The sequence below is a fragment of the uncultured Chryseobacterium sp. genome (assembly GCF_913776365.1).
GTDB lineage: Bacteria > Bacteroidota > Bacteroidia > Flavobacteriales > Weeksellaceae > Chryseobacterium.
Genome location: NZ_CAJYMO010000158.1, coordinates 1 through 5,902 on the forward strand (window position 1 = coordinate 1; position 5,902 = coordinate 5,902).

A 5,902-nucleotide genomic window follows, 5' to 3' on the forward strand; every position below is an offset into this window, starting at 1 on the left:
AGTTTCCCGCCCAGGTTCTTCGGATCGTTGATCTTGGTCATCCAGCCGCGGATGTTATATTGGTAGTTAATGGTCTGTAACGGCTGTGCGGGATCTGTACCGCCTACTTTTTTGCTCTGCAGCTGGGAAAGCTCATTATAAGTGTTCTGGGAAAGGATCTCTTCAGGATGCTGGTCTACTTTGTGCTTATGGACCAGCGGCCTGTTCTGGTGGTCGAACGTGAAATTTTCCGTGATCACCTTTTCGGTATCCGTGCTTAGCCTTTTGTGGCGGGTAATGCTCTGTTCGGTAAGTCCCGCGAAATTCAGCTTCATATCGGTATTTGTAGAGCCTCCCAGATGGTTGGTTGACCGTATTCCTATCATACGACCTTTGGGATCATAGAGCATAAAATTCCTCGTCCAGCTGTCATCTTCCATATTTTTGAGATAGGTAGCCAGCAACAGCCCTTTCGCGTTGCCTTCCTGCGTGCTGACGATTACCTTCTGATCAAGAACCGTATCCGGAAGGTTGTCCGGGAAGTAGGGATCCCTTGGAAAAGTGTCATAGTAATTGATCGTCAGAATCCTGATCCCGGAGTCAGGATACGCAGCATTGTTATAATTAAGAGCGGCTACAGTGCTGTCCGGCGATGAGCTTCCCCTGGATTCATTGTTGCTGCCTCTGGTATCCACCATGGCCTGCTCAGAAGCCCTTCCTGCAGAACCGTAATCCTGTGTTCCTGTATAGATGCCGGTATATACGGCTCTACCAAGCAGGTCATATTTGGTAAACATCCATTTCCTGCCTTTACCCAGCTCGGCATCCTGGGTCATCACCGGCCTGTCCTGCCTGTCGTAGACTATATATTCCCAGCCTTTACCCGGGATTTTCTTTTCTGCCAGCCTGTTCCTTCCGTCGTAGCGGTACTGGTAACAGTAATGGTCCAGCGTATTGGCGTCAATGGCAGCAGAGACTGCCATGGGAGGAATCACCAGGGAAAGCTGGTCATACTCATTGTACACATAATAGGTATCGGCATCCTGGCTATCGGTAAGAGCCTTCCGGACAAGCACTACCTGCCCTTTCGTATTTTTGAATTCCGTTGTCTTATTGCCGTCCTCATCGGTGGTTACTGTTTTGTACAGCTGGCCTGCCGGGTACTGTACCGGCGCAGCAACGGAAAAAGAAGTAACTCCCTGAGACCAGGTGGTAGTGATCACATACTTTTTGACCTCGCTATCCGTATTGGTTCCGTATTCAAACTTCACCGGTTTGTCATTCCAGGCCATCCCCTGCTGTTTCTGTTCCAGCACCCTGTCCAGGGGAGAGTTTTCCAGCAGTTTTTCAGTGTAGATCTTTTCATTCTCATACGGGGTGTCGGGGGCATAGGATAAGGGATCGGTATAAATGGCCCCGCCTGCAGTACCGCCCTGGGGAACCGGAAGGTATTCGTTGGCCACTCTTCCGAAAGGATCATAGACGACATGGGAAACCACGTCCCTGCCCAGCGGGGAAGCCTTTACATTCACCGTCTGTTTCGGTCTGCCCAGCCCGTCGAAATACTGGACACTGACTGCTGTTTTGGCATTCTGTCCCGACGGGTAATCCAGATACGTCGTGGACTGTACATAATTTTCACCCGCACTGGCCTGCGCGTGCAGAAGTCCCTGAGCGGAAAGGATAATGATGGGAATTATAATTTTTTTCATGGTTAGTTTTTGTAGTTGTAGTTAAATTCTTTTACCGTTTTATACGATACGGTATTGGTGGCGCTGATTTCCTTTTGCTTTATTTCCCTGAGCCTGTTGGCGGAATCGTAATAATACAGCTCCTGCGCACCTGAAGGCTGGGTGATGGTCCTTACACCGATAAGGGGATCATAGGTATAGGTAGTGGCTGAAGTGCTGATTCCTGACAGGGCGGTCCTCAGATTATCCAAAGCAGCAAGCAAAGCGCTCTCATCTCCTCCGGGTACGGCTCCTGCATCGGAATCGGAAGCAGAAACAGCACCGGAGATCTGTGCAGAAACCGACTGTTCCAGCGCACTGTAGGTAATTCCTTCCACCCTGGCAATCGGCTGGGTTTTGTTGTAGCCCCAGATAATCGCTACTGATACACCGTCCTTCGTTTTGTACTGGAGCAGGTTACCGGCGGAATCATACCGTTCATAGGTCACCTCCGTATAAGGAGCTCCGGTCTGTACATCTGCAGATACTACCGAGCTGGGAAGCAAAAGATCCGGGCCGTCATAGCGGGTTTCTATTCTGGATAAAAGCCCGTTGTTTTTCCTTGACTCCGTTTCCAGCGGAATCCCAAGCATATTGGCATTGATAAGCCCCTGATTTCCTTTTTCTTTTGCATATTTGTATGCTGAGCTGTAGACATCTCCCCCCAAGATGCTCTGCGTTACCTGTACCGGATAATCTTCCGGATTATAGACCGTATTGGTGGTGGTGGTCACGGAACTCTGGACGCCGTTTTTATAGAAATACGATTTCTCGGTTTTCTGGGTAGGCAAAGTGATGCCGTATTTTACAAAATACTTGTAAGGGGTCGTCAGTGACACAGATGGATAAAGAAGATTAAAAGGATCATAATATTTATACTTGTATCTTTCCGGATCAATATCGTTGTAAAAATTATCCTTCCCTTTTATTCCTTCCAGTTTTTCGACGACATAACTTACATAGTCATTATTAACTTCCGAAAGAAGCTTTCCATCAGCACTGTATTTCTTCTCGGAAAGTACCTGCCCTCTCAGATAATCATGATTGGTAATGGGAAGTACCGGCATATAGGGAGTAATGACTTCAGGATTGGGAAAATCAACCGGCGACCTGAAGGTATAGACTGTTTTCCCCTTATCTGCGATGGTATTATCATTACCTCTGACGATCTGCTTAAGCGTTACATGCCGATATCCTACATCTGAACCCTGGGTTTTCTCTGATGGGATAATATTGTAATTTGTAGTTGTATCAGCGGTACAGTTATAATATATACTAATATCAGAAAGGGATGGATTGTACTGATAATTAATACTTTCGGTATACTTGAAAACAGGTTCAGGGAATACCAGGGCTCCACTGCTTCTCTGGGCATTGTTAATATCCGTATAATCGTAAATGTATTCTTTGGAAGGTACTGTCGCAACAGAAGTGTCAAAGTATCTGATAGCATTGATTCTCAATCCTCCTCCCTGTTTTGTCACATAGCTTTCAAAATAATGTTCTTTTGTTTGTGCCGTATAATTATATGAGACCGGTTTATGCGTTAATCCGTAACTTCCGCTCAGGGATGCATAATAGTTTCCAGGCTGAAGCTCAACTTCCGCATTAAATTCTGTTATAGGTTCACCGTCAGCTCCGGGATTGTTGTTCATGCATTGTGCACCGCTGTTACTGATGCAGGACTGCCATGGCATCTCCCAGAAATGTACTGCAGGAGAAAAGGTATTCTCATTAAGCTTCTGATAGATATCAAATCTCCAGCTCGAATAAATGAGACTTCCCAAATCCAGATGCAGCTTTACTTTCTGGGGGGAAAGCACGGTAAAGAACTCTTTTTTAACCGAAGGACTGAATGACGTAAGGCCGTCCAGTGTAAAACCGCTATCCAAATCTTTCCACTCTCCTTCCACCGATTCCATAGGAAGGCTAAACCCGGCTTTGTGACTATAAATATTCTCGCCAAAATCGAAAACCACTTTGCCTTTTGTAGGATATGTAATGGAGCTAATGACATCCTGGGCGATGGAGGCAGGTGTAGAAGAGGCCATATCCTTGTAATAGCCCCAGGGATCCTTCCTGAAAGTGTGATCAGATGTATTATAAGTAATGCTATACTCACCTGCATCAGTTCCTGATCTGACAACTTTCTTAAGCAAAAGCTTTTTTAGAATTCCGGAAGCATAGGGAAGATCGGAATAACTGGAATTCGAATATTCATAATCAAAGGAATATTTATCGATATACTGACCGGTATTCTGACCGATACTGTTGCTCTGTACAGACTTCAGTTTGTACAAATCACCGGCATTAAGATAGTTGGAGTCGTTCCTTCCTTTCTCATACATAAAATTAACTGTCCCTTTGCCTGTTATTGAAATGCTGGTGAGAAGTTTTGTATTTGCCCTGTTGTATACCGTCTGAACCTCTGTGGCGCCAGGCATTTGGGAATCAGGATTCATAGTAGTATTGGAATGGTTGTATATGATGTCTTTCGCAAGCCTCGTGGTTCTGGTATCAGGATCTTTGTATTCTACAGGTGAAACCAGATCATAATTGAAAGTCAGCAGGTCGTTATTCCGTGGATCTTTAACTTTTTCCAGATGATAAGCAGTAAAGTAGATCCCGCCACCTGAATTGGTGGTGATATCACCGGAACCATTGAGAAGTCCGATTTTGACTGTAGAGATATCTTTTGAGGAACTTTCCATTCCGCGGAAAAGATATTGATTTCCCTTATCGTCAGTAATGGTAATGGTCTGTACCTCCCCTCCGGAATCATGGGTACTGGTAATTCTTACATTGTTACGATCCAGTTTTTCAGCAATATAGTTCCCGTCAGGATCTTTCTTAATAATAAACCGGCCGGAATATCCCATGAAATTGTACTGATAAAGATCATACTCCGTATCATATTTACCTATTCCCACGTAGAATGCATATTCATTAATATCCCAGTTAGCAAGCTGATTAAATATCAGTTTATAAGTAGGATTGAAATCATGCTTATAGATTCCATATTTTGTGGCAGGAGGCGAAGACATAAATGTAGATTCTATCTTACCGTCGGCTACTCCTCCTCTTACTGTCCTTGTAATTGTTCCTCCTGCTGATAAACTCCACCCAAGACCGGTTTCTGAAGCTTTATCATCGGGTTTGGCACTTAAAGGATGGTATTTCAGCTGTACATTAAGCTGAATATCAGAACTACTGGTCGGTATACTGAATAATGGAATACTGATATCAGGAATTCCGGTATAATGGCTCACCGGTACTTCTTCAAATTTCATAAGGTTATTTGAAGTAGGAGCGGCAGGAAATATTTTATTGATATTATCCACATTTTTATTAAAATCATTACCTGCCTGGGCCTGTAATTGGCAATAAAGATTTAACAGAATTGCTATGCTTATTATTTTTCTTCTCATATCTTATTTTTTAATCAGTTTCGCACCCGCCGTTTTTCCGCTTTCCGTCTTCACGCTCACCAAGTAAGCACCCTGCACCAGCTGCTGCGTATTGATTTTGGTTATTTTGTTTTTTGTTTTTACAGTCTGAAGCTGACGCCCGCCCATATCATATACGGTAATCTCCGCCTCAAATGCTCCCTCTCTCAAACCCTCAAATCCAAGCTCCACGTAAGCGTAATCGGATACCGGATTTGGGTAAATCTTGATCTCCTGCTTTTCGATCAACCGGTCGATCTGGCTGTCTCCCAGCTTTACGATCTTCCAGTTCTCTTTTCCGAGCTCCTCGGCACTCGTGCCGGCCAGGATGATCGAGCCGTCGCGGTTTAATTTAATATCCGAAAGACGCTCTTCCCTCTGGCTGGATTTTCCTTTCACGTGCTTTCGCCACTGCTCATTGCCATTTGGGTCCAGGTACAGCATCCAGAACTTCTCGTCATCCGCTTCTGCCCTTCCCTCGGATTGCGTGTAGCCGCCCAGAAGTATCCCTTTCGAGGACTTGTCATCCGCGCTGTGCAGTACGCTCATGCCCATCAAAACATCCCGGTTTTTAAAGCTGTAGGACTTCTGCCATATCTCGTCCCCTTTATCTGTTATGGAGATCAGCCACACATCGGTTCCTTCCTCGATTCCTACGGTCTTATTCCCGGATCTCTCCGATCTCGACTCCCCGCCGATCAGATATCCTGAGGAAGTCAGGGCCAGGGTTCTGGGATGGTCATCACC

General features: G+C 45.3%; 3 protein-coding genes. All 3 read right to left on the minus strand.

The annotated features are described in order from the left end of the window. Positions 1-1,691 (minus strand): DUF6443 domain-containing protein (locus QZ735_RS07880; RefSeq protein WP_294246563.1); only part of this gene is annotated, 1,691 nt, incomplete at its 3' end. Positions 1,692-1,693: 2 nt separating this feature from the next. After that, positions 1,694-4,999, minus strand: coding sequence for a hypothetical protein (locus QZ735_RS07885; RefSeq protein ID WP_294246565.1), 3,306 nt, complete (start codon positions 4,997-4,999; stop codon positions 1,694-1,696). A 141-nt stretch (positions 5,000-5,140) separates the two neighbouring features. Further along, positions 5,141-5,902: T9SS type A sorting domain-containing protein (locus QZ735_RS07890; protein WP_294246568.1), on the minus strand; the 762-nt coding region annotated here is incomplete at its 5' end.

What these genes read in the sequence shown, in the direction of transcription:
- QZ735_RS07885 (WP_294246565.1), bottom strand. Translation starts at nt 4,999, where the DNA reads ATGAAATTTGAAGAAGTACCGGTGAGCCATTATACCGGAATTCCTGAT.